We start from the raw sequence: 20,361 nt of genomic DNA, 5'->3' as shown, positions 1-20,361 counted from the left end.
GGGGTTTATTGATTCAGTCGCATCAATGAGACTGCGCTCCCCCACCGATCCAATCCGCCGATGCCTCCCCTCAAATACCCGCGCTGGGCGCTGACCCTGCTGGCCACCGCACAGCTGATCATCGCCCTGGACGCCACCATCATCTTCGTCGCCCTGCACGACATGGGGCGCGCGCTGCAGATCAATGCGCAGCAGCTGCAATGGGTGGTCAGTGCCTACACCGTCGCCTTCGGCGGCAGCCTGCTGCTGGGAGGCCGTGCCGCCGACCTGATCGGCCGCCGCCGTTTCTACCGGCTGGGCATGCTGCTGTTCGCACTGGCGTCGCTGCTCGGTGCGCTGGCGCCGAATGCCACCTTGTTGATCATCGCGCGCGCCGCGCAGGGCGTCGGTGCGGCCCTGCTGTTCCCGGCCACGCTGGCGCTGATCAACACGCTGTACGCCGAAGGCCCGGTGCGCAACCGCGCACTGGCGATCTGGAGCATGGCCAGCGCGGTGGGCCTGGCGCTGGGCACGCTGCTGGGTGGCGTATTGACCCAGGCGTTCGGCTGGCCGGCGGTGCTGGCGGTGATCGTGCCGCTGGCCACCGCTTGCGCGGTCGCTGCCGGTACATGGCTGCCGGCCGATGGTCCACGGGTGCAGGGCCGTTCATTCGATCTGGCCGGTTGCCTCACTGTCACCGCCGGCGGCAGCCTGCTGGTCACCACCCTGGTGCAAGGGCCGGAGTGGGGCTGGACGGCGCCGGCCACGCTCATCTGCCTGCTGCTTTCAGCCGTGCTGTTGACGGTGTTCGTACAGATCGAAAAGCGCAGCCGTGACCCGCTGATGCAGTTTGCGCTGCTGCGCCTGCCCGGCCTGCGCGCGGCACTCGGCCTGACCTTCGCCTTCATGAGCAGTTATGGCGTGCAGTACTACTTCCTGGCGCTCTACTTCCAGGATGGCTATGGCTGGAGCCCACTGCAGGCCGGCATGGCCTTCCTGCTGCCGACATTGGTGTGCACCTTCGGCATCCGGATTGCCGAACGCATGCTGCGGCGCCGTTCGCCACGGCAGGTGCTGGCCTGGGGCTTCGCCGCAGGTGCCGTCGGCATCGCCGCGGTGGCGCTGGCGATGCCGCTTGGCGCCAGCTACTGGCCGCTGTTGCCGGGCATTGTGGTGCTCAGCGTTGGCCAGGGCATGAGCTGGACGGCGATGTGGATCGTGGCCGGGCAGGGCGTGCCGGGTCCGCAGCAAGGCGTCGCGTCCGGCATGGCGGCCACCGCCCAGCAGATCGGCGGCGCCTTGGGATTGGCGGTACTGGTGATGGTCGCCAACGCCGCGCGCGGAACGCAGGCGGCAACCAGCCCTGATGCGTTGCAGGGCATGGTCAATGCACAGTACGGCGCCGCGCTGTTCGCCGCGCTCGGCGTGGTGATCGCGCTGGGCCTGCGCCCGGCGCCGGTAGACTCGGCAGCGACTGCCTGCCTGAGCACCGACGCATGATCGAACTGCTGGACCTGCAACAGACCCTGCATGCCTTCGCTGCCTGCAACGATGACGACGAGGTGTGGAACGCCTTCGGCTGGGTGATGGCCAGCAACGAGGACCTGCTGGCTGCGCGGTTGTGGTTGCCGTCATCCAGTGATGAAGCGCTGGATGACGACGGCGAGCGGTCGGCCGCTTCGGCAGCGATGGGGCTGTTCCCGTATCTGGAGCCGGCCACGTTTGCCGACGTGCTGGATGTGCAGAAGCGGCAACGCCCGCTGTCGTCGCTGCAGGACTACGCGCAGGCGCTGGCCTACTACGCCGAGTACGACGCATTCCAGCAGGTCGAGGGTATCGACGAGGCCCTGGGCGAAGCGGGTGCTGCGGAGCAGGCGGCGGCACGCGAGGCCGGCATTGGTGCGGGCATCTTCGCGTCGTTCGATCTGGTGCTGGTCGCGTGTCCGGAGGCGCAGGTCAAGGCAGTGGCCCAGCGCGTGGCGCATCTGCTGGAGATTCCGGTGGGCGAAGCGCTGGCACGCTGCCGTGCGTTGCCCCTGCTGCTGGGGCAAGCCCTGGATCGCAACCGTGCGCAGGCCATCAAGGATGAATTCGAAGCCATCGGCGCGACCGTGCAGGTGTACGGATTTAAGCCGTTCCCGTGGATGGACGCGCCCGTACTGCGTTGAACAACACCATCCACGCATGGCGTGGATCTACTGGGGTATCGCGAGTAGATCCACGCCATGCGTGGATGGGATCATGCCAGGGCCAGCAACTGCGGCTGCAACGCGCTGAAGATCCGCGCCAGCCGATCCGCCCACGCCAGCTGCCCGGCGGCATCGGCAATCAGGTCCTGGCGGATCTCCAGTTCCACATGCACCAGCCCGCGGCCTTCGCCATGCACCGGCACCGCGTAGTCGCTGGTGCTGCTGACCGAATACGGTTCGTTGTCACCTACCACCAGGTCGCCTTCGTCGCGCAGCGCCTGCAGCAGTGCATGGGCAAAGCGCGTGTCCTGGTGGTACAGCACGCCGGCATGCCACGGCCGCTGCATGCCGTTCATCGCTGGCGTGAAGCTGTGCATCATCACCAGCAGGGTGGGGCGACCGGCATCGCGGCGTGCGTCCAGTTCGGCGTCGATGCGTGCGTGGTACGGCGCGTGGATAGCATCAATGCGCTGCTGCCGCTGCGCCGCCGACAGCCCGGCATTGCCCGGCACCACGGTGTGGTCGCTCACTTCCGGAATCAGCGTCGGCGAGGCCAGCGGGCGGTTGCAGTCGATCAGCAGCCGCGAATAGGTCTGCTCGATCGCCCAGGCATCCAGCCGTCCGGCCAGTGCGCGGGTGGTGCCGGCAATGCCGATGTCCCAGCCGATGTGGCGGTCAAGTTCGGTCTGGGCCAGGCCAAGCCGGTCCAGTGCACGCGGCACCTGCTGGCCGGCGTGATCGGTCAGCAGCAGGTACGGCGACGCGCCTTGAGCCCGGTGGATCGCGTAGATTGCCGGATCATCGGCGCCAAGCAGCGCCGGCAGTGCGTGCAGGTCGGCGTCAGCCACGCGAGCGGCCGTCCAGGTGATGCTCGATCATCCACAGGCCGGCCCAGAGCTTGGCGTCCAGCTCGTAGCCTTCGCCCATCTTCTGCACCAGCCACGCCGCCGCCTGTGCACGCGGGATCTCGTGCACGGTGATGTCCTCGCTGTCATCGCCGCCACCTTCGCCGATCCGGCGCAGGCCGGTGGCACGGACGAAGGCGATCTTCTCGCTGCTGGCGCCGGAGGACGTCGGGCCGATCATCAGCACTTCGGCGTGGTCGGCGGTCCAGCCGGTTTCTTCTTCCAGCTCGCGCACGGCCGAGACTTCGATCGATTCGCCGGCATCGATGTCGCCGACCAGGCCGGCCGGCATCTCGATGGTGGGTGCCTGCAGCGGCACGCGGAACTGCTCGACGAACAGCACCTTGTCCTCCGGGGTGACGGCGATGATGATCGCGGCCAGGCCACCGGCGTGGGTACGTTCGCTGTATTCCCAGGTGCCGCGCACCAGCATGCGCTGGTACTTGCCTTCATAGACGACACGCGGGACTTCGGTGTTGCGCTGGCTCATGCGGGCTCGCCGGAATTGGAAAAGGATGGAGTGGGAACGGGGTCGGCCACACCGGCGGCGTCGAACAGCCGGCGGCGGGTCATCGGGCCGAAGCGCAGGGTCTGGCACAGGCCACCGAGCAGCTCCGGGTCGGCCGCCTGGCGCAGCAGACCGGGTTGGCTGCCTTCCAGCGGCGCGTCCAGCGCGATGGTGGTCAGCTGGCGCCAAAGCTGGGCGTGCTCGCGCTGTTCGCGCAGGCGCACCGCCATCTGTGCGGCGCCGCGCAGGCGCAGGAACGGCACTTCGTCCAGTCGTTCGTACAGCGCGTCCATGCTGCCGAAATGGGCCAGCAGCACCGCAGCGGATTTGCTGCCGACGCCGCTGACACCGGGAATGTTGTCCACCGCATCGCCGCACAGTGCCAGGTAATCGGCAATCTGGTGCGCGTGCACGCCGTGCCGCGCCTTGACGCCGGCCACGTCCCAGCGCTGGTTGCGCGCGTAGTCCCACTGCTCGTCATGGTCGAGCAGCAGCTGCGACAGGTCCTTGTCGGCGGAGATGATCACGCCGCGGTGGCTGCCACGATGCACATGCAGTGCGCTGCCGATCAGGTCATCGGCTTCGTATTCGTGGTGGGCCAGCACCGCAAGGCCCAATGCCGCGCACAGCGCCTTGCAGTGTACGAACTGGCGCTTGAGCGCTTCCGGTGCCGGGTCGCGGTTGGCCTTGTAGGCCGGGTACAGGCGATGGCGGAAGCCGCTGTCCAGCGCTTCGTCAAAGGCGATGGCGATGTGACGCGGGCGTTCGCGCTCGAGCAGGTCCAGCAGGAAGCGGGCGAAGCCGTGCACGGCATTGGTGGGCCAGCCCTGCGCGTCCTGGAACTGGTCCGGCAGCGAGTGCCAGGCGCGGAACACGTAGATGCTGGCGTCGACCAGGTACAGCGACGGCGGTGGTGCCGGCAGGCTCATGCCGGTGGCGTCCAGTCGCGCAGCAGGGCGGCCGGGTCGGGGCGCTCGCGTTCGGGAACATCGGCCTTGGGCGTGCCGATGTGGATGAAGCCGGCGATGCCTTCGCCTTCGGCCAGGCCCAGATGTGCCTGCACGACCGGGTCGAAGGCCATCCATGCGGTCAGCCACTGCGCACCGAAGCCCAGTGCCTGCGCGGCCTGCAGCAGGGCGAAGCAGACGCAGCCGGCGGTCATCAGCTGTTCCTGTTCGGGCACCTTCGGGTCCGGGCGCGGGCTGGCCACCACTACGATCACCAGCGGCGCATGGCTGAAACGCTGGCGGTCCTTTTCGAATACCGCCTCGCCCGCATGCGGGTCGCGCTGGCGGCTGCGCTCGGCCAGGAAGTCGCCCAGAGTGTGACGTGCATCGCCGGCGATCTTCAGGAAGCGGAACGGTACGCGCTTGCCGTGGTCGGGCACGCGCACGGCCGAGGCCAGCATGCGCTGCAGGGTGGCCGGATCCGGTCCGGGCTCGCCCAGTTGCCGCGAGGGCACCGAGCGGCGGGCATCCAGGGCAAGCAGGGCAGCGGGGTCGGGCATGGAGTCTGAACCGGTCATCACGGGTGTTTGATTATAGTCGGGGTGGTCAATGACGCCGTCTGTGTCGCGTCCCGCCCCTGAATATCAAACTGTGATGAACATCATGCCACTGGCGGGAAAGGGACGACCGCTTCCTCTCGCCTCGTGGGCCTCGCACGGCTTACGATATCTATCTTGCCGGGCCGCCGGTCATGAGGTTTGAAGTGAGGACTGTTTCACTGTCCGTGACGGGCTGGCCGGCCTACCATCGACGTACCGGTACATGGGGTGTGCCGGTCGTCGCGATGTCCATGCTGTCTGTCGTACCAGAGAAGGTGGGGAGCCTTCCCGAATGATGAGCGCGCCCACACCGATGGGATCGCCGGGGCGTGACCCGGCCCAGCTTCAGCGTGCCCGGGACATGGTCCTGCCGGCGCTGTGCCAGGCGTTCGGGGCCGCACTGGCGCGTTTCGACGATGCACTGTTCGACCGGGCCGGCAATGCCGGCTCGTCGCAGCTGCTGTTCCTGGATGCGATGCGCGAGCTGCGCCGCCGCCGTGAGGACATCGCCGCCGCCTTCGCCGGCCACCTGCAGCGGGCCTGGGATGCGCTGGCCAGTGGCGAGCCGCTGTCGGCCGAAGCCACCCTGTCCGGGCCGGCCGAGGATGGCCTGAGCCTGCTGGCTGAACATGTACTGGAGTCGCGGCTGGCGGTGCGTAATTTCGCCACCGTGCTGCTGCGCGACTTCAAGCCGGTGCTGGCGCGGCTGGACCGGCGTCTCAGCCGCTTGATCGGCGGCGCCGAGCTGGATGCCGACCACAACCCGGTCAGCCCCGAACACCTGGGCGTGGCCATCCACGAGGCCTTTGCCGGCTGTGAGCTGGCGCCGGAAGTGCACCTGGTGCTGATCAAGCTGTGCGAGCGCGACCTGCGCGCGCCGGTCGGCCGCATCTACGAGAAGCTGGACGAGCAGCTGGCCGCTGCTGGCGTGATGTCGCAGATGGGGGCGCCGCAGCGTCCGCTATCGGCCGCGCCCGACCCGCGCATGGCCTCGGGCCTGGACGATCTGGTGGAACAGCGCCAGAGCGCGGGCTTCGACAGCGAATTCAGCGATGATGAACAGGCCGCGCCGGCCTGGGCGCAGCGTTTCGCCGCGCGCTGGTCCGAGCGCCGTGGCCACATGCAGCAGCACCTGCCGGGCGAAGAAGTTGGCAACAGCGAGGCGTATGCCGGCCAGCAGGGCATGTTGCTGGAGGCCCTGCATGAGCTGCTGCAGCAGACCCGTCACGTTCGCGAGGACGCCACCTCGGCCGCGCAGGTCGCGGTCGGCCAGCACCGCCCGTTGAGCCAGCGCGAGATGATGTCGGTGCTGTCGCTGCTGCAGGCCACGCCCAGCGCGACCCTGCGTGCGGCGATCGGCGAGGACGGCGAATCACTGGCGCAGCGGCTGAAGAGCGAAGTGCTGTCCAGCGCCACCCGCCTCGGCGTTGATCCCGGCCAGACCCGGCTGGACCCGCAGGACGAGGACGCGATTGATCTGGTCGGCATGCTGTTCGACGTGATGCTGGACGAACGCGAGTTGGAAGGTCGCTCGCGCGAGCTGATCGGCCGCCTGGTGGTGCCCTTCGTCAAGGTCGCGATGCTCGACCGCCGCATGTTCGTGCAGAAGACCCACCCGGCCCGCAAGCTGCTCAACTCGCTGGCCGAAGCCTGCGAGGGCAATACCGGCGAAAGCCAGGCCGAGCGCATGCTGATGGCCAAGGTCGAGGAGATCATCGAACGCCTGGTGGCCGAGTTCAACGAGAACCTGGCGATCTTCCTGACCCTGGAAGAAGAATTCCGCGAGTTCCTCGTGCAGCATCGCCGCCGCGTGGAAATCGCCGAGCGTCGCGCCGCCGAAACGCAGCGCGGCCAGGAAAAGCTGGAAATGGCCCGCAGCCGTGCCGGTGCCGAGCTGGACCGCCGCATCGGTGATGCCACTCTGCCGCCGGCCATCGCCGAGTTCCTGCGCCAGCCGTGGCAGCACCACCTGACCCTGGCGCTGCTGCGCGAGGGCGAGGAGGGCGCGTCGGTGGGCGAGGCCCTGAGCCTGGCTGACGGCCTGCTGGAGGAAGTGGCCGAGGCCCGCCGCCAGATCGTCGGCAAGCCGTGGCTGCAGGCCTGGCAGCCGGTGCTGGCCAAGGTATTTGCCAGTGTCGGCGTGCACGGCGATGCCGCCACCGGCGCCATCGACGCTTTGCATGACACCCTGCAGGGTATTGCCGAATCGCGGCCGGAACTGCAGCGCGCGCTGCCGGAGCTGCCACAGGTTGCCTTGCCGGCGCCGCCGGTGGCCGAATCGCCGGCAGTGGAGCTGGGCGGGCAGATCGACGCCGACGATTTCGACAACGCCGATGCCGACCGCTTCCGCCGCATGGAAATCGGCAACTGGCTGGACTTCGTCGACAAGGACGGCAAGGTGCAGGCCGGCAAGCTGTCCTGGGTCAGCCCCATTTCCTCGCGCCTGCTGTTCGTCAACCGCCGCGGCGTGCGCTTCTGCGTGGCCTCGCCGGAAGAACTGGCGGTGATGGTGCGGCTGGGCCGCCTGCGTGCCCACGTGGATGACGGTGCCTTCGACAGTGCCATGCAGGGCGTGATCGATCGGCTGGACCCGGGCAGCGCAACACTGCACTGAGCCGTGGCTGCCTGCTAGGATCGGGAAAACTCACCGATCAGCGGGGACCTGCATGGCCGTGGCGTTGCTGGGGATCAAGGAGACCGCGCCGGGCGAACGGCGCGTGGCACTGACGCCGGAGACCGCGCGCAAGCTCGGTGCCTTGGGCATCACCGTCTGGTATGAGGCCGGCGCCGGTCTGGCTGCGGGATTTACCGATGCTGCCTATGACGACGCCGGTGCACGCGTTTTCGATGAAGGTCGCTGGGCCGAGATCGATATCCTGCTGTGCGTGCAGGCACCGCCGGTGGCGATGCTGGAGCAGCTCAAGCCCGCCGCCAGCGTGGTCGGCCTGTTGACCCCGGCCAGCGATCCGGCCCTGGCCGCGTTGGCCAGCGACGACCGCCTGCAGCTGTTCCCGCTGCAGCAGCTGCCGCGCACCACCCGTGCGCAGGCGATGGACGTGCTCAGTTCGCAGGCCGGCATGGCCGGTTACAAGGCCGCGCTGATCGCCGCCGAACGCGCACCACGCTTCTTCCCGATGCTGACCACTGCGGCCGGTACCGTGCGCCCGGCCAAGGTACTGGTGATCGGTGCCGGCGTGGCCGGCCTGCAGGCCATTGCCACCGCGCGCCGGTTGGGCGCACAGGTGGAAGGTTTCGACGTGCGCCCGGAAACCCGCGAGCAGATCCAGTCACTGGGCGCGCGCTTCCTCGATCTTGGCGTGAGTGCGGCCGGCGAGGGCGGCTATGCGCGCGCGTTGACCGATGAGGAACGCGCCGAGCAGCAGCGCCGCCTGGCCGACCACCTGCGCAGCGTGGACGTGGTGATCTGCACTGCAGCGGTACCGGGGCGACCGGCGCCGACGATCGTGACTGCGGCGATGGTGGAGGGCATGGCCACCGGCAGCGTGATCGTGGACCTGGCGGCGGAGAGCGGCGGCAACTGCGCACTGACCCAGCCGGGGCAGTGCATCGAGCATCAGGGCGTGACCATCGATGGCCCGCTGGGTCTGGCCAGCCGCGGCGCGACCCAGGCCAGCGAGATGTATGCGCGCAACCTGCTCAACTTCGTCGCGCTGTTCGTGCGCGAAGGGCAGCTCGGTTTCGACTGGGAAGACGAGTTGCTGGCGAAGACGCGCTACCGACGTTGAGCGCGTTACCGCGGCTTCGCCGGCGGCGGGTTCTCGCGCACCCAGTCCTTGCGCTGTTCCGGCGTCATCTGCGACCAGCGCTCGCGCAGTGCGTTGCGCTGCGCGGGCGGCAGATCCCGCATCTGACCGAACAGGGCACGTGCCTGCTCACGTTGTTCCGGGCTCATGTGCTCGAAGCGGCGCAGGCCACGTCGGGCCTTGTCGCGTTCCTCAGGGCTCATCGACTGCCAGCGCTGGCCATGCGAGAGCATGCGCTGGCGCTGGCCGGCATCGGCGCTGTTCCAGCGGTCGCGCAGCGGCGTCAGCAGGGATTCCCGCTGCGCTTCACTCAGCTGTTCCCAGGCCGGCAGCGGTGCGGCCGGCGCGGGGCGTGCGGCAGGGGCGGGCGCGGCGCTCTGCGCCAGCGCCGGGAGGGCCGGCAGCAGCAACAGGGTCATCAGCAGGGGCAGGGTGTGCAGTCGGGACATGATTCACTCCATCGCCAGGTCGGTATCGCCCAGCCACAGGTACAGATCGGGATTTTCGTCGTAGAGCGCGCTGTTGTCTTCCACCGAGGCCAGCACCGGTGCCGGCGCAGGGCCCGTCAGCGTGCCATGGCCAGTGAACTGCAGGCTGATACCCAGTGCCACCACCAGTGAACAGGCGCTGGCCAGCCACCAGCGCCAGCGCCCGCGATGGGCCGCGCCGGCGCCATGGCGGGCCTGGCGCAGCCGGGCCAACGTTGCCGGCGACAGCGCGTGCAGCGACTGCGCGTGCAGGCTGCGCAGGGTGTCATCGGAAGGCAGGGAGCGGTTCACGGGTGGGTCTCCAGATAATCCTGCAGCGCCTGGCGGGCGCGTGCCAGATGGGTTTTTACCGCGCCTTCGCTGCAGCCCATGGCACGGGCGGTGGTGGCCCCGTCCAGGTCCTGCAGCACGCGCAGGGTGAAGGCCTCGCGCTGGCGGGCGGGCAGGCGGCGCAACGCGTCCACCAGCTGTTGGTACTGCTGGCGCTGTTCATGCGCCTGTGCCGGGTCCGGGCCGGGATCGGCCCAGTCGATCTCGCCGCCTTCCGGGTCCTGGTTGTCGCGCCAGAACGGCAGGCGGAAGCGGCGCCGGCGCTGCACGTCGATCACGCGCCGGCGCAGGATGCTCCAGAACAGCGGCGCCCATTCGGCCGCTGGCTTGTCGGCGTAGTCCAGCATGCGCAGCAGCGCATCCTGCACCGCGTCCATGGCGTCTTCGCGCTGGCGCAGGCCGGCCTCGGCGAAGCGGAACGCACGCGGGCCAACGCTGGCCAGGAACACTTCCAGCGATGCCGGCAGGGCATCGGTCTCGGCGCTCGGGGGGACGGGGCTGCTCACCAGCACAGGGTACGGTTCCTCGCTCGGGGTCACCATCGACAACGCGTGAGCGCGGCTTCGGTTGACGCCGGGCGCGCACCGGGTTCAGCCCATGGTTATGATGGGACGACGAAGACAGAGCAGGAGCGTTGCCAGTGAGTGACGGGTTCGTGGCGCTGTACATCTTCATGCTGGCAGCCATCGCCGGCCACGTGATCATTTCGCGGGTGCCGGTGATCCTGCATACCCCGCTGATGTCGGGCTCCAACTTCATCCACGGCATCGTGCTGATCGGCGCGATGGTGGTGCTGGGGCACGCGCAGACACCGCTGGAGAAGGCGCTGGGCTTCCTCGCCGTGGTGCTCGGTGCCGGCAATGCCGCCGGTGGCTACGTGGTCACCGCGCGCATGCTGGAAATGTTCAAGCCGAGCGCGCCCAAGGGGGGCAAGGACGAACCGAAGGAGCCGCAGGCTTGAACATCAGCACCGTCGAACTGCTCGATTGGCTGGTCAAGGCCAGCTACCTCGTTGCCGCTACGCTGTTCCTGCTGGGCCTGCAGCGCATGGCCTCGCCGCTGACCGCGCGCAGCGGCATCCGCTGGGCCGGGCTGGGCATGCTGCTGGCCACGGTGGCGACTTTCTTCCTGCCCGAACTGCACAACGTGCCGCTGATCCTGGTGGCGCTGCTGCTGGGCGCGGGCCTGGCCTGGTGGTCGGCCGGCAAGGTTGCCATCACCGACATGCCGCAGATGGTGGCGCTGTACAACGGCATGGGCGGTGGCTCGGCGGCGGCCATCGGCGCGGTGGAACTGTTGCGTTACGCCTTCCTTGCCAACCGCGATACCAGCCACTGGAGCGCGCAGGCACTGGCCGACCTCGCTGCACGCCAACCCTCGGCCACCGTGCTGTTGCTGGCGGTGGTCGGCGCGGCGATCGGTGCGGTGTCGCTGTCCGGTTCGGTGATCGCCTGGGCCAAGCTCGACGGTCGCCTCGACAAGCGCGTGACCTGGCCCGGGCAGCAGGTGATGAATCTGGTGGTCGCACTGGCGGTGGTGGTGCTGGCGATCATCGCGGCCAGCACGCTCAACACCTGGGCGATCGTCGCCTTCTTCGTGCTGGCACTGGCGCTGGGCGTGTTGATGACGTTGCCGATCGGTGGTGCCGACATGCCGGTGGTGATCTCGCTGTACAACGCGTTCACCGGCCTGGCGGTGTCGTTCGAAGGCTACGTACTGGGCAACGAGGCATTGATCATCGCCGGCATGATGGTCGGCGCGGCGGGCATCCTGCTGACCCGGCTGATGGCCAAGGCGATGAACCGGCCGATCCGCAACGTGTTGTTCTCCAACTTCGGCGGCGGTGCCGGCGGCGAAGCGCAGGCGATCACTGGTGCGCAGAAGCCGATTGAGGCGTCGGACGTTGCGGCGATGATGGCCTACGCCGAACGCGTGGTGATCGTGCCGGGTTACGGCATGGCGGTGGCGCAGGCCCAGCACAAGATCTGGGAGCTGGCGCAGCGGCTGGGCCAGCGCGGGGTGAAGGTGAAGTTCGCCATTCACCCGGTGGCCGGGCGCATGCCCGGGCACATGAACGTGCTGCTGGCCGAAGCGGGTGTGCCCTACGACCTGATCGCCGACATGGACGACATCAACCCGGAGTTCGCCAACACCGACGTGGTGCTGGTGATCGGTGCCAACGACGTGGTCAATCCGGTGGCACGCACCGACCCGGCCAGCCCGATCTACGGCATGCCGGTGCTGGATGTGGTCAATGCGCGCAACGTGGTGGTGATCAAGCGGGGCAAGGGCACCGGCTTCGCCGGCATCGAGAATGCGCTGTTCTATGCCGACAACACCCGCATGCTGTACGGCGATGGTGCGGAAGCGGCAGCCTCGCTGGTGAGCGAACTGAAGGCGCTCGACGGCGGGCACTGAGGAGACCGGGGTCGGATCCCTTTCCGCAGGAAAGGGCTCTGACCCCATGTAGGGCTCAGCGCGCCAGCCAGGCGCCCACGGCCAAGCCCAGGGCCAGCCACAGCCATTCCATCGCGCCATTGGCGAGGGTGATCAGGGTCCAGGCCAGGTGCGGACCCATCCGCATCGTGGCGTCCCACAGGTCCAGCCCGATCGAGCCGCCCATCCAGGCGCTGGCGATGGTCCAGTTGGCCACGGCGGCCACCAGCAGGGTGCCCAGCACGACCAGAGCGATGCGCAGCCGGCCCGGGCCCAACGTACCCATGCGCAGCATGAACACCAGTTCCAGGGCGGTCAGTACCGCCATCCAGCCGACCTGCCGGCCGGTCATCAGCGCCAGCACCATCCAGGCGAGGGGAGCAACAAGCAGGCCCAGCAACAGCATGATGGGCCAGAGCCAGGTCACGGTCCTGGCACGCGCGGCATTGGAGGACATCGAAGCTCCCTGAAGATCACCCACAGGATACTGTGGTTTGCCGCAGTGCACCGGCGGCGGCAGGGCGGCTGGGCTAGAATGCCGTCTTGCGTGGCCGCGGCCACGGCCCCATATCGGTCCCCATGTATTCCCGTAGCAGCGAACCTGTCCACTTCGAACGCGATTGCGAGGCCGTGATGGTCCCGCAGGGCGACACCGTGACCCTGCCCGCCGGCAGCTATGGGTACATCACCCAGGCACTGGGCGGCAGTTACTCGGTGTTTGTCGAGGGCAACCTGTTCCGCATCGCCGGCAAGGACGGCGACGCCATCGGCAAGGAGGCGCCGGCACCGCTGGAGCTGCCGGCCGACGCCACCGATGAACAGGTGGAACAGCTGGTATGGCAGCAGCTGCGCACCTGCTTCGATCCGGAAATTCCGGTGAACATCGTCGAACTGGGCCTGGTCTACGAAGTCGAGATCAAGCACCTGGACGAAGGCAAGCGCGAGATCGACGTGAAGATGACCCTGACCGCACCGGGCTGCGGCATGGGCGAGATCCTGGTCGACGACGTGCGCAGCAAGCTCGAAATGATCCCGACGGTGGCCGAGGCCGACGTCGACCTGGTGTTCGACCCGCCGTGGAACCAGCACATGATGTCCGAGGCGGCCCGGCTCGAGACCGGCATGCTTTGACCCAAGGCCCGCAGTGACGCGGGCCCGGCATTACCCGCAACCAGAACAGGAAATCTCCGGTGTCCCAGTCCATTCCCAGCTTCGCCGTCACCCGTTCGGACCACCCGCGCAGCGCTGAAGAGCGCGCCCAGATCCTGGAGAAGCCGGGCTTCGGCCTGCACTTCACCGACCACATGGTGGAAGTGCGCTGGGACAAGGACACCGGCTGGCACAACGCCAACGTGCGCGCCTACGGCCCGCTGCAGCTGGACCCGGCTGCAGCCGTGCTGCATTACGGCCAGGAAATCTTCGAAGGCATCAAGGCCTACCGCCATGCCGACGGTTCGATCTGGACCTTCCGCCCGGATGCCAACGGCCGTCGCCTGCAGCGTTCGGCACAGCGCCTGGCGCTGCCGGAACTGCCGGTGGAGATCTTCGTCGAATCGCTGAAGCAGCTGATCGCCGTCGACAGCGCCTGGGTGCCGTCGGCCGATGAGTCGAGCCTGTACTTCCGTCCGTTCATGATCGGCGACGAAGCCTTCCTTGGCGTGCGCGGCGCGCACAAGGCCGGCTACTACGTCATCGCCAGCCCGGCCGGCCCGTACTTCGCCAAGGGCGTCGCCCCGGTGTCGATCTGGCTGTCGACCGAGTACGCACGTGCGGCCAAGGGCGGCACCGGCGCCGCCAAGTGCGGCGGCAACTACGCGGCGTCGCTGCTGCCGCAGCAGAAGGCGCAGGCACAGGGCTGCTCGCAGGTGCTGTTCCTCGACCCGGTTGAGGGCAAGTACCTGGAAGAACTGGGCGGCATGAACGTGTTCCTGGTCTACAAGGACGGCACGCTGGTCACTCCGCAGCTGTCGGGCAGCATTCTCGAAGGCATCACCCGTGAGAGCATCCTGCAGCTGGCCCGCGATCGCGGCATGAAGGTCGAAGAGCGCAAGGTCAGCATTGACGAGTGGAAGGACGGCGTTGCCTCCGGCGAGATCACCGAAGTGTTCGCCTGCGGTACCGCCGCAGTGGTCACCCCGATCGGCCAGCTGAAGGGCGAAGGCTTCTCGGTGGGCGACATCAATGCACCGGCCGGCGAAGTGACCATGTCGCTGCGCAAGGAACTGACCGACATCCAGTACGGCCGCCTGCCGGACCGCCACAACTGGCTGGTCAAGCTGGGCTGATCGCCCGCGTTGAACCGGTAGCGCCGGGCCATGCCCGGCGGCTCCTCTTGAAAGCCCGTCCCCGTGACGGGCTTTCTGCGTTATGGGCCTGGGGTCAGATCCTTTTCCGTGGGAAAAGGGATCTGACCCCGAATCAGCGGACGCCGATGTCGGCAAAGTCATTGCAGGACACGTGATGACCCAGTCAGGTGCGTGCAGGGCGCGAGAAAGTTCCTTCACCTTCACAAACCCTCGACCCGGAAAGTCTCAGATCAGACATTTCATCTTGCTGAAAAGACGCTGAAAATCTTGTGGTGTCCGGTTTTGGTCATTAGCGTCATCTGCACGGCGGATCGATAGGGGGATCCGCTGACTCGCCGGACTTCGAACCTCGCCATCGCAAGCCAGCCCATGGTTCGGGCCGGTGCTTCTGCCGATTCCGGCATTCACACCACTAGAAAGGGAAATACGATGTCCCAGGTAACGCAACCGCGTGTGCGTCGAGTGTGGGTGGTCCTTGGTGCGTCCGTTCTGTCATCGCTGCTGCTGGCCACGCCTGCGCTGGCCGGTGATGTCCAGCTCAGCGGCCTGCAGTCCGCGCCGACCCACCAGCGTTTCATCGTGAAGTACCGCGACGGCAGCGCCCCGGTGGCCAACACCACCGCATTGGCTTCTTCGCTGAAGAGCGCCGCCGCCGGTGTGGCCGGCAGCCAAGGCCGTGCGCTGGGCCTGCAGCAGGTCCGCAAGCTGGCCGTGGGCCCGACCCTGGTCAAGACCGACCGTCCGCTCGACCAGGCCGAATCCGAGCTGCTGATGCGCAAGCTCGCCGCCGATCCGAACGTGGAATACGTCGAAGTCGACCAGATCATGCGCGCGACGCTGACGCCGAACGACACCCGTTTCAGCGAGCAGTGGGGCTTTGGCACCTCCAACGCCGGCATCAACATCCAGCCGGCCTGGGACAAGTCCACCGGCACCGGCGTCGTGGTGGCCGTGATCGACACCGGCATCACCAACCATCCCGACCTCAACGCCAACATCCTGCCGGGCTACGACTTCATCAGCGACGCCGCGATGGCGCGCGATGGCGGTGGCCGTGACAACAATCCGAACGATGAAGGCGACTGGTACGGCGACAACGAGTGCCAGCCCGGCTATCCGGGTTCCAACTCCAGCTGGCATGGCACCCACGTCGCCGGTACCGTGGCGGCGGTGACCAACAACGCCAACGGCGTCGCCGGTACCGCATTCAACGCCAAGGTCGTGCCGGTGCGCGTGCTCGGCAAGTGTGGCGGTTACACCTCTGATATCGCCGACGCGATCGTGTGGGCCTCCGGTGGCACCGTCAGCGGCGTGCCGGCCAATGCCAATCCGGCCGAGGTCATCAACCTTTCGCTGGGTGGTGGCGGCAGTTGCTCGACCACCTACCAGAATGCGATCAACGGCGCTGTCGGCCGTGGCACCACCGTGGTGGTCGCCGCCGGCAACAGCAACACCAACGTGTCCTCGTCGGTGCCGGCCAACTGCCCGAACGTGATCGCGGTGGCGGCAACCACTTCGGCCGGCGCGCGCGCCAGCTTCTCCAACTACGGCGCGGGTATCGACATCTCGGCTCCGGGCCAGAGCATTCTCTCCACCCTCAACACCGGCACCACCGTGCCGGCCAGCCCCACCTACGCGTCCTACAACGGCACTTCGATGGCGGCGCCGCACGTCGCCGGCGTGGTCGCGCTGATGCAGGCGGTTGCCCCGAGCCCGCTGAGCCCGGCGCAGGTCGAGAGCATCATCAAGAGCACCGCACGGCCGCTGCCGGGTGCCTGCTCCGGCGGTTGCGGCGCCGGCATCATCGACGCCAATGCCGCTGTGGCTGCAGCGATCAACGGTGGCGGCAATCCGAACCCGGGTGGCAACGTGCTGCAGAACAACGTGCCGGTGACCGGCCTGGGCGCTGCCAGCGGCGCTTCGCTGAGTTACACCGTGAACGTTCCGGCCGGCAGCACCCAGCTGCGCGTGGCGATCAGTGGCGGCAGCGGCGATGCCGACCTGTACGTGCGCCAGGGCAGTGCCCCGACCGATACCGCCTACACCTGCCGTCCGTACCTGAGCGGCAACAGCGAGACCTGCACCATCAACAGTCCCGCTGCCGGCACCTGGTATGTGCGGGTGAAGGCATACAGCACCTTCTCGGGCGTGACTCTCAACGCCCAGTACTGAGCCCAAGTCCCTCTCCATGGGCACGCCCCGGCTTCGGCCGGGGCGTTTTTGCATGGGGCCGGCGGTGGTATACGTGCCGCCGCGCCATGGTGGGTGCCGACCTTGGTCGGCACGCTGTTCCTCAGACCGACTCGAAGCGGTTCGCGGCCACGTTCTTGCGCACGTGCTGCGGGTCGAAGATCCGGCCGTTCATGGCGATGTACACGCCGCTCGGCAGCGACTGCACCGCACCGATCGCACAGCCGATGTTGAACTCCGCATCCGAGCCGCGGAAGCGTGCCGGGCTCAGAGCGCCGGTCATCACGATGGTCTTTTCCGGAATCGTCGCCAGCACCTGGCCGGTCTGCACCATCGAATCGGTGCCGTGGGTCACCAGCACGTGCCGGGTCGGCTGCGCGGCGATGGTGGCGCGGATCAGCTCGCGGTCCTCATCGTTGATGTGCAGCGAATCCTTGCGCAGGATCGGAATCACGTTGAAGCGGAACGTCACGCCCAGCTCGCGCAGGATCATGCCGATCTGGGGGTCGCCGATCTGGTAGTCCGACTTGTCGTCGAAGTAGATCTTGTCGATCGTGCCACCGGTGGTGACGACCAGGAGCTCTTCCATCATGTGCATGCGCGAAACCAGGACAGGTACAGCGGCGCGGGGCCAGGAACACAGATGATACGGCCCGGCGGCCGCAGCGTCAGCGTCGCTTGCCGAAGCGGGCGCGCAGCCCGGGCAGGCTGGCACTGAAGATCACCAGCAGCGCCAGGGCGATCTCGATCAATGCCAGCCAGCGTGTTTCCGGGTGGCTCCAGGCGCTCATCACCCCATGGCTGAACCAGCCCAGCGCCAGCACCGAGGCCCAGAAGCCGGCCTTGCGCCAGCCCAGGCGCAGCGCAAAGGCCAGCGCCAGCGGCGGCGCGGTAAACACCAGCTGGGTGGCCAGCCAGTGCTTGTCATTGATGAACCAGCCGGCGAACAGCGCGGCCAGTCCCATCAGGGCCAGCAGCAGGACCGTGCGCGGCGGGCGGTTCATCGGGCCAACCGCTGCGCGATGTCGGCCACACGGCGGCCCAGCGCGCGGGCCAGCACGGCCTCGTCGTCGGTCGGCTGCGGGTCATCGGCGGCGCCGGCCACGTGGCTGGCGCCATAGGGCGTGCCGCCACTGGTGGTGTGGCTCAACGCCGGTTCGGTGAACGGGATGCCGACGATCACGCAGCCGTGGTGCAGCAGTGGCACCTGCATCGACAGCAGGGTCGATTCCTGGCCGCCATGCATCGAGGCGGTGGACGTGAACACGCCGGCCGGCTTGCCGGACAGGGTGCCGTTGACCCATTCGGCGCCGAGCCCGTCCAGGAAATGCTTGACCGGCGCGGCCATGTTGCCGAAGCGGGTAGGGCTGCCGAGCAGCAGGCCCTGGCATTCGACCAGGTCCTGCACGCTCACGTAGGGGGCGCCATCGTCGGGCACCGGCGGCTGTGCGGTCTGGGTCACGGCGGCCACCGGCGGCACCGTGCGCAGGCGCGCGGTCATGCCCGGCACTTCGCCGATGCCCCGCGCGATCTGGCGCGCCAGCCGTGCCACTGAACCGCCCCGGCTGTAGTACAGCACCAGAATCTCGCCCATCGTGCCCGTTTCTCCTCGTCGTGTGGTCGCCAGTATGGCTATCCTGCCAGCATTCCGCATCGGGTACCCTTCCACCGATGGAACCTTTGGATACGCTCAACCTGTGGATGGAGCGCGCGCGGGATCGCGCACGCGCCATCAGCTTCGGCCGCTTCCTGTGGCATCGCTTCCTCGACGACCGCCTGTTCCAGGCAGCGGCGGCGCTGGCCTACACCACGGTGTTCGCGCTGGTGCCGCTGGCGATCGTGGTGTTCGGCGTGCTCTCGGCCTTCCCTGTCTTCGACCGCTGGAGCGACCAGCTCAGCGATTATGTCTTTTCCAACTTCGTGCCCAATGCCGCACGCGCGGCGGAGGGCTACCTGCGGCAGTTCTCGGCCAGTGCCGGCCAGCTCACCGCCGCCGGCTTCATTGCGCTGGTGGTCTCGCTGCTGATCACGCTCAACAGTGTTGAAGAGACCTTCAACCAGATCTGGCGGGTCGGCTCGACCCGGCCCAAGCTGACCCGCTTCCTGGTCTACTGGACCGTGCTGACCCTGGGCGCGATGCTCGCCGCTGCTTCGCTGGCGGTGTCGGCACGGGTGTTCGCGATGCCATTGTTCGGCACCCAGGAGGGCCGCTGGCTGGCCGAGCTTGCGCTGCGGGTGGCGCCGATCCTGATCGAGTTCGTCTGCATCACGCTGATGTTCCGGGTGGTGCCACATCACACGGTGAAATGGCGGCACGCAGTGCCCGGCGCGATCCTGGCCGCAGTGATCCTGGAACTGGTGAAGTGGGGCATCGGCGCCTATCTGGGCAGCTTCCAGTCCTACCAGAAGCTCTATGGCACGGTCGCCTTCGTGCCGATCCTGCTGCTGTGGATCTACCTGTGCTGGGTGGCGGTGCTGCTGGGCGCGTCGCTGTCCTCGTCGATGGCCGCCTTCCGCTACCAGCCGGTGGAACTGCGCCTGCCGCAAGGCTACGAGTTCTACGGCCTGCTGCGCCTGCTCGGCCGCTTCCACCACGCACGTGCCAAGGGCAGGGGCCTGGCCGACGATGAAATCCTGCGGCTGGAGCCGATGCTGACCGACTCCCTGCTGCATGACCTGGCCTGCAACCTGCAGGAGATCGGCCTGCTGCGCCGTGACGAGCGCGGCGAGTGGCTGCTGTCGCGCGACCTGAACCAGGTGAGCCTGGCCGATCTGTACGAGTGCACCCAGCTGCGCATCCCGGTAGCCGAGCAGCACCTGCCGTACCGCGACGACAGCCTGGGCCGCGCCGCACTGGCGGCGCTGGACGATCTGCGGCTGCCCCTGCGCGAACGCCTCAAGCGCAAGGTCAGCGACATCTACACCGATTCCGGAGACATGCCATGACCCGCAAGACCCCGTTGCTGCTCCCGCTGGCCCTGCTGTTGGCGCTGTCGGCCTGCAAGCCGGCGCAGGAGCCGACCCCGGCCAGCAGCCAGCCGCCGGCACAGGCACCGACGCCGACCGCTCCGGCGCCGGTTGACGAGACCCCGGCTGAGCGCACCACTGCCGAGTTCCCGACGCTGAAGATGAAAGCCGTTGATGGCAGCGACTACGACCTGGCCGCGCACCGCGGCAAGTGGGTGATCGTGAATTTCTGGGCGACCTGGTGTGCCCCGTGCCGCAAGGAAATGCCGGAGCTGTCGGCGCTGCATGCGATGCGCAGCAACATCGAGGTGGTCGGCCTGGCCTATGAAGACATCGAGGTGCCGGAGATGCAGTCGTTCCTGACCAAGCATCCGGTGACCTATCCGATCGTGATCGTGGACCCGTTCGATCCGCCGGCGGACTTCGCCACGCCGCGTGGTCTGCCGCTGACGCACCTGCTGGATCCGCAGGGCAAGCTGGCCCACACCTTCCTCGGCCCGGTGACCGCCGCCGACATCGAAAAGCAGATCGCCAGCGCAAAGTAGGGGTTATCGGCAGGGCTGCGCCCTGCACCCGCAGAGGCCAGAGCAACGGCAAGAGCTGAAGCAAAGGCGGGTCTGCTGAGGGATGGCGGGGTGGGTCCGGTTGCGGGGGGCGCTGCAAGTACGTCCCTGTAAGCTCGGTCGCCGCATCCATGCGGCTCACGCCCCCGCAACCGGACCCACCCCGCCTTCGACAGATTTCCGCGATCTG

At 67.9% G+C, this 20,361-nt stretch carries 22 protein-coding genes; 11 read left to right on the top strand and 11 right to left on the bottom strand.

Annotation, left to right across the window (positions count from 1 at the left end):
* The first annotated feature begins 60 nt into the window (after nucleotides 1-60).
* Entirely contained in the window at nucleotides 61-1,479 is a 1,419-nt protein-coding gene (locus ACJ7C5_RS19935; protein ID WP_412704876.1) for an MFS transporter, read from the top strand.
* A complete protein-coding gene (locus tag ACJ7C5_RS19930; protein WP_412704875.1) occupies nucleotides 1,476-2,147 on the top strand; it encodes a DUF7716 domain-containing protein in 672 nt (223 codons plus the stop codon). Before ACJ7C5_RS19935 ends, ACJ7C5_RS19930 begins: the two co-directional genes overlap by 4 nt.
* A 71-nt stretch (nucleotides 2,148-2,218) precedes the next feature.
* On the opposite strand, the gene ACJ7C5_RS19925 is transcribed toward ACJ7C5_RS19930, so the two are convergent.
* From ACJ7C5_RS19925 to ACJ7C5_RS19910, 4 genes are read right to left on the bottom strand one after another with little or no spacing between them, the layout of a single operon-like run.
* Nucleotides 2,219-3,016, bottom strand: a complete 798-nt coding sequence (locus ACJ7C5_RS19925; RefSeq protein WP_412704874.1) for an N-formylglutamate amidohydrolase — start codon at nucleotides 3,014-3,016, stop codon at nucleotides 2,219-2,221.
* On the bottom strand, nucleotides 3,009-3,563 hold the full coding sequence (locus ACJ7C5_RS19920) for an NUDIX hydrolase (RefSeq protein WP_412704873.1): 555 nt from the start codon (nucleotides 3,561-3,563) through the stop codon (nucleotides 3,009-3,011). Before ACJ7C5_RS19920 ends, ACJ7C5_RS19925 begins: the two co-directional genes overlap by 8 nt.
* Nucleotides 3,560-4,510, bottom strand: coding sequence for a 5'-3' exonuclease (locus ACJ7C5_RS19915; RefSeq protein ID WP_032130090.1), 951 nt, complete (start codon nucleotides 4,508-4,510; stop codon nucleotides 3,560-3,562). Before ACJ7C5_RS19915 ends, ACJ7C5_RS19920 begins: the two co-directional genes overlap by 4 nt.
* Nucleotides 4,507-5,088: a nitroreductase family protein gene (locus tag ACJ7C5_RS19910; protein WP_088028247.1), complete on the bottom strand. Its 582-nt coding sequence runs from the start codon at nucleotides 5,086-5,088 to the stop codon at nucleotides 4,507-4,509. The genes ACJ7C5_RS19915 and ACJ7C5_RS19910 overlap by 4 nt, the downstream gene beginning before the upstream one ends.
* Nucleotides 5,089-5,422: 334 nt before the next feature.
* On the opposite strand from ACJ7C5_RS19910, the gene ACJ7C5_RS19905 reads away from it, so the two are divergent.
* Together ACJ7C5_RS19905 and ACJ7C5_RS19900 are read left to right on the top strand one after the other, a co-directional pair.
* Nucleotides 5,423-7,741: a DUF1631 domain-containing protein gene (locus ACJ7C5_RS19905; RefSeq protein ID WP_412704872.1), complete on the top strand. Its 2,319-nt coding sequence runs from the start codon at nucleotides 5,423-5,425 to the stop codon at nucleotides 7,739-7,741.
* Between the two features lie 52 nt (nucleotides 7,742-7,793).
* Nucleotides 7,794-8,873 (top strand): NAD(P) transhydrogenase subunit alpha, encoded by a 1,080-nt coding sequence (locus ACJ7C5_RS19900; RefSeq protein WP_412704871.1) that lies wholly within the window; start codon nucleotides 7,794-7,796, stop codon nucleotides 8,871-8,873.
* Between the two features lie 5 nt (nucleotides 8,874-8,878).
* Here ACJ7C5_RS19900 and ACJ7C5_RS19895 read toward each other — a convergent pair whose 3' ends face one another.
* The 3 genes from ACJ7C5_RS19895 to ACJ7C5_RS19885 are packed head-to-tail and all read right to left on the bottom strand — an operon-like array spanning nucleotide 8,879 to nucleotide 10,215.
* On the bottom strand, nucleotides 8,879-9,340 hold the full coding sequence (locus ACJ7C5_RS19895) for a DUF3106 domain-containing protein (RefSeq protein ID WP_412704870.1): 462 nt from the start codon (nucleotides 9,338-9,340) through the stop codon (nucleotides 8,879-8,881).
* Nucleotides 9,341-9,343: 3 nt separating this feature from the next.
* Nucleotides 9,344-9,670, bottom strand: a complete 327-nt coding sequence (locus ACJ7C5_RS19890; RefSeq protein ID WP_412704869.1) for a hypothetical protein — start codon at nucleotides 9,668-9,670, stop codon at nucleotides 9,344-9,346.
* Entirely contained in the window at nucleotides 9,667-10,215 is a 549-nt protein-coding gene (locus ACJ7C5_RS19885) for an RNA polymerase sigma factor (RefSeq protein WP_412704868.1), read from the bottom strand. The genes ACJ7C5_RS19890 and ACJ7C5_RS19885 overlap by 4 nt, the downstream gene beginning before the upstream one ends.
* Nucleotides 10,216-10,349: 134 nt before the next feature.
* On the opposite strand from ACJ7C5_RS19885, the gene ACJ7C5_RS19880 reads away from it, so the two are divergent.
* The gene (locus ACJ7C5_RS19880; RefSeq protein ID WP_005408173.1) at nucleotides 10,350-10,670 is read left to right on the top strand and encodes an NAD(P) transhydrogenase subunit alpha part 2; all 321 of its coding nucleotides are present in this window, start codon (nucleotides 10,350-10,352) and stop codon (nucleotides 10,668-10,670) included.
* Nucleotides 10,667-12,127, top strand: a complete 1,461-nt coding sequence (locus ACJ7C5_RS19875; protein ID WP_088024496.1) for an NAD(P)(+) transhydrogenase (Re/Si-specific) subunit beta — start codon at nucleotides 10,667-10,669, stop codon at nucleotides 12,125-12,127. Before ACJ7C5_RS19880 ends, ACJ7C5_RS19875 begins: the two co-directional genes overlap by 4 nt.
* 55 nt (nucleotides 12,128-12,182) lie before the next feature.
* Here ACJ7C5_RS19875 and ACJ7C5_RS19870 read toward each other — a convergent pair whose 3' ends face one another.
* Nucleotides 12,183-12,602 (bottom strand): hypothetical protein, encoded by a 420-nt coding sequence (locus tag ACJ7C5_RS19870; RefSeq protein WP_088024498.1) that lies wholly within the window; start codon nucleotides 12,600-12,602, stop codon nucleotides 12,183-12,185.
* 122 nt (nucleotides 12,603-12,724) lie between these two features.
* Here ACJ7C5_RS19870 and sufT point away from each other — a divergent pair, with 122 nt between their 5' ends.
* From sufT to ACJ7C5_RS19855, 3 genes are all read left to right on the top strand, one after another.
* Nucleotides 12,725-13,276: a putative Fe-S cluster assembly protein SufT gene (gene sufT, locus ACJ7C5_RS19865; RefSeq protein WP_005415385.1), complete on the top strand. Its 552-nt coding sequence runs from the start codon at nucleotides 12,725-12,727 to the stop codon at nucleotides 13,274-13,276.
* 59 nt (nucleotides 13,277-13,335) lie between these two features.
* Entirely contained in the window at nucleotides 13,336-14,430 is a 1,095-nt protein-coding gene (locus ACJ7C5_RS19860) for a branched-chain amino acid aminotransferase (protein ID WP_049463521.1), read from the top strand.
* A 450-nt stretch (nucleotides 14,431-14,880) separates the two neighbouring features.
* A complete protein-coding gene (locus tag ACJ7C5_RS19855; protein WP_094000360.1) occupies nucleotides 14,881-16,623 on the top strand; it encodes a S8 family peptidase in 1,743 nt (580 codons plus the stop codon).
* A 121-nt stretch (nucleotides 16,624-16,744) separates the two neighbouring features.
* Here the strand turns inward: ACJ7C5_RS19855 and ACJ7C5_RS19850 are convergent, their stop codons facing one another.
* The 3 genes from ACJ7C5_RS19850 to wrbA form a co-directional block, all read right to left on the bottom strand.
* A complete protein-coding gene (locus ACJ7C5_RS19850; RefSeq protein WP_412704867.1) occupies nucleotides 16,745-17,233 on the bottom strand; it encodes an asparaginase domain-containing protein in 489 nt (162 codons plus the stop codon).
* Between the two features lie 76 nt (nucleotides 17,234-17,309).
* A complete protein-coding gene (locus ACJ7C5_RS19845; RefSeq protein ID WP_094000359.1) occupies nucleotides 17,310-17,645 on the bottom strand; it encodes a DUF2069 domain-containing protein in 336 nt (111 codons plus the stop codon).
* A complete protein-coding gene (gene wrbA / locus ACJ7C5_RS19840; protein WP_012510135.1) occupies nucleotides 17,642-18,235 on the bottom strand; it encodes an NAD(P)H:quinone oxidoreductase in 594 nt (197 codons plus the stop codon). The genes ACJ7C5_RS19845 and wrbA overlap by 4 nt, the downstream gene beginning before the upstream one ends.
* Nucleotides 18,236-18,312: 77 nt before the next feature.
* Between wrbA and ACJ7C5_RS19835 the strand changes: the two genes are divergently transcribed.
* Both ACJ7C5_RS19835 and ACJ7C5_RS19830 read left to right on the top strand, forming a co-directional pair.
* Complete coding sequence (locus tag ACJ7C5_RS19835) at nucleotides 18,313-19,587, top strand: YihY family inner membrane protein (protein WP_094000358.1); 1,275 nt, start codon at nucleotides 18,313-18,315, stop codon at nucleotides 19,585-19,587.
* Nucleotides 19,584-20,153: a TlpA family protein disulfide reductase gene (locus ACJ7C5_RS19830; RefSeq protein WP_412704866.1), complete on the top strand. Its 570-nt coding sequence runs from the start codon at nucleotides 19,584-19,586 to the stop codon at nucleotides 20,151-20,153. The genes ACJ7C5_RS19835 and ACJ7C5_RS19830 overlap by 4 nt, the downstream gene beginning before the upstream one ends.
* Nucleotides 20,154-20,361 lie beyond the last annotated feature (208 nt).

Origin of the sequence: Nocardiopsis yanglingensis (genome assembly GCF_045809185.1) — a bacterium.
GTDB classification, from domain to species: Bacteria; Pseudomonadota; Gammaproteobacteria; order Xanthomonadales; family Xanthomonadaceae; genus Stenotrophomonas; species Stenotrophomonas yanglingensis.
The sequence above is the reverse complement of the archived record's forward strand: the minus strand, read 5'-3'. Positions and strand labels throughout refer to the sequence as shown.